Origin of the sequence: uncultured Escherichia sp. (assembly GCF_948475835.1) — a bacterium.
Lineage (GTDB): Bacteria > Pseudomonadota > Gammaproteobacteria > Enterobacterales > Enterobacteriaceae > ECMA0423.
Genome location: NZ_CAOLGM010000230.1, coordinates 1 through 3,016, shown reverse-complemented (window position 1 = coordinate 3,016; position 3,016 = coordinate 1). Strand labels below are relative to the sequence as shown.

General features: G+C 50.4%; 3 protein-coding genes. 2 read left to right on the top strand and 1 reads right to left on the bottom strand.

The genetic code is table 11. The annotated features are described in order from the left end of the window. Positions 1-1,289 (bottom strand): methionine--tRNA ligase (gene metG / locus QZF50_RS23265; RefSeq protein WP_290389027.1); only part of this gene is annotated, 1,289 nt, incomplete at its 3' end. A gap of 131 nt (positions 1,290-1,420) precedes the next feature. Here metG and apbC point away from each other — a divergent pair. Then, the gene (gene apbC / locus QZF50_RS23260) at positions 1,421-2,530 is read left to right on the top strand and encodes an iron-sulfur cluster carrier protein ApbC (RefSeq protein WP_001005448.1); all 1,110 of its coding nucleotides are present in this window, start codon (positions 1,421-1,423) and stop codon (positions 2,528-2,530) included. Positions 2,531-2,792: 262 nt separating this feature from the next. Further along, positions 2,793-3,016 (top strand): DUF2574 family protein (locus tag QZF50_RS23255; RefSeq protein WP_290389026.1); only part of this gene is annotated, 224 nt, incomplete at its 3' end.

Here is a 3,016-nt window from a genome sequence, read left to right as displayed (position 1 = left end):
CCAATCACTTCAGCGGCATCAGTGAAGGTTTTGTACAACTGCAGGTCAGCCAGTTCGCTTGCCAGCACGCCGTCAAAACGCTTGTTGATAAAGCCCGCATTACGAGAGGCCAGGTTAACCACTTTGTTCACGATATCGGCATTCACACGCTGAACGAAATCCTCCAGGTTGAGATCGATATCATCAATGCGCGAAGAGAGTTTCGCAGTGTAGTAGTAACGCAGGCTGTCAGCGTCAAAATGATTCAGCCAGGTGCTGGCTTTAATAAAGGTGCCGCGAGACTTGGACATCTTTGCGCCGTTCACCGTCACATAGCCATGAACAAACAGGTTGGTCGGCTTGCGGAAGTTGCTGCCTTCCAGCATGGCAGGCCAGAACAGGCTGTGGAAGTAAACAATATCTTTACCGATGAAGTGGTACAGCTCGGCGGTGGAGTCTTTCTTCCAGTATTCATCGAAGCTTACGCTGTCGCCGCGCTTGTCGCACAGATTCTTGAAAGAACCCATGTAGCCAATCGGTGCGTCCAGCCAGACGTAGAAATATTTGCCCGGCGCGTTCGGAATTTCAAAACCAAAGTATGGCGCGTCGCGGGAGATATCCCACTGTTGCAGGCCGGATTCAAACCACTCCTGCATTTTATTTGCCACCTGCTCCTGCAACGCACCGCTGCGGGTCCATGCCTGCAACATTTCGCTGAAAGAGGGCAGATCAAAGAAGAAGTGTTCAGAATCACGCATTACCGGCGTAGCGCCAGAAACCACCGATTTCGGCTCGATCAATTCAGTCGGGCTGTAGGTCGCGCCGCAGACTTCGCAGTTATCGCCGTATTGATCCGGGGATTTACATTTCGGGCAGGTGCCTTTCACAAAACGGTCCGGCAGGAACATGCCTTTTTCCGGATCGTACAGCTGAGAGATGGTGCGGTTTTTAATAAAACCGTTCTCTTTCAGGCGAGAGTAGATAAGTTCTGACAACTGGCGGTTCTCTTCGCTGTGCGTCGAGTGATAGTTGTCATAGCTGATGTTAAAGCCTGCGAAATCAGTCTGATGCTCCTGACTCATTTCGCCAATCATCTGCTCCGGGGTGATACCAAGCTGCTGAGCTTTCAGCATGATCGGTGTACCGTGGGCATCGTCGGCGCAGATGAAGTTGACCTCGTGGCCGCGCATTCGCTGGTAACGGACCCAGACATCAGCCTGGATGTGCTCCAGCATATGGCCGAGGTGGATTGAGCCGTTAGCGTACGGCAGTGCGCACGTCACCAGAATTTTCTTCGCGACTTGAGTCATAGTAGGCATTACTTCTTAATAGTGAAAAGGGGTTAGATAGTACCAAATGGGAAAATGTTAAGTAAGTACTTCTCTATATTCTTCAGGTAAACTATCAGCTGATGGTTTATCTATACAAAAAAGGAGTCGGGATGAACGAACAATCCCAGGCCAAATCACCAGAAGCCTTGCGCGCAATGGTCGCCGGGACACTGGCCAATTTTCAGCACCCAACCCTGAAGCATAACCTCACCACGCTGAAAGCGTTGCACCATGTCGCCTGGATGGACGACACGTTGCATGTGGAACTGGTTATGCCATTCGTCTGGCATAGCGCGTTTGAAGAGTTAAAAGAGCAATGTAGCGCCGAACTGCTGCGTATCACCGGGGCGAAAGCTATCGACTGGAAACTGTCGCACAATATCGCCACCTTAAAACGCGTGAAGAATCAGCCGGGTATTAATGGTGTGAAGAACATCATTGCGGTCAGCTCCGGTAAAGGCGGCGTGGGTAAATCCTCCACGGCGGTAAACCTGGCGCTGGCACTGGCGGCGGAAGGGGCGAAAGTCGGCATTCTGGACGCCGATATCTACGGCCCATCAATTCCCACCATGCTGGGCGCAGAAAATCAGCGTCCAACGTCGCCGGACGGTACCCACATGGCACCGATTATGTCTCATGGCCTGGCAACCAATTCAATTGGTTATCTGGTCACTGACGACAATGCGATGGTGTGGCGTGGACCGATGGCGAGCAAGGCGTTAATGCAGATGTTGCAGGAAACCTTGTGGCCGGATCTCGACTATCTGGTGCTTGATATGCCGCCAGGCACCGGTGACATTCAATTGACGCTGGCGCAAAACATTCCAGTAACTGGTGCAGTCGTGGTCACCACCCCGCAGGACATCGCGTTGATCGATGCGAAAAAAGGCATTGTGATGTTCGAGAAAGTCGAGGTTCCGGTGCTTGGTATTGTCGAGAACATGAGTGTGCATATTTGCAGTAACTGTGGTCACCATGAACCGATTTTCGGTACCGGTGGTGCTGAGAAACTGGCTGAAAAATACCACACACAGCTGCTGGGGCAGATGCCGTTACACATCTCCTTACGTGAGGATCTCGATAAAGGCACGCCAACGGTTATCAGCCGTCCGGAGAGCGAATTTACCGCTATCTACCGCCAGCTGGCTGACCGCGTTGCAGCTCAGCTCTACTGGCAGGGTGAAGTCATTCCAGGCGAGATTTCCTTCCGCGCGGTCTAACGCCTATTAACCATTCTGGTTATTCTTCATACACCGCAGAGATGTTACATTGATGCGGTGTATTAGTTTTTGCCGCATTAATGAACACTTATTTAATACTGCGAATATTCTGCGGACCTTCGTCCGAAACTCTACAAAGTCGATTGATCATACAGGCAATGCTTCATTATCATCCTTCGTGGCTGTGTAGTGGATGTACAGCTATAGTTTGTTATGCACTCATTCTATCCAGGCATAACCTTTACTACAGGGATAACGTTCAATGAATAAGTATTGGCTGTCAGGAATTATTTTTCTTGCCTATGGATTGGCTTCTCCCGCATTCTCTTCAGAGACTGCCACATTAACGATTAATGGCAGGATCAGTCCCCCAACATGCAGTATGGCTATGGTTAATAGTCAACCACAACAGCATTGTGGTCAGTTAACGTATAATGTTGACACCCGTCATCTGTTTTCTTCGCCCGTCAAAGGTGTAACGACAGA

Excerpts from the sequence above, each read along its gene's own strand:
- apbC (WP_001005448.1), top strand. The coding sequence starts at position 1,421 with ATGAACGAACAATCCCAGGCCAAATCACCAGAAGCCTTGCGCGCAATG.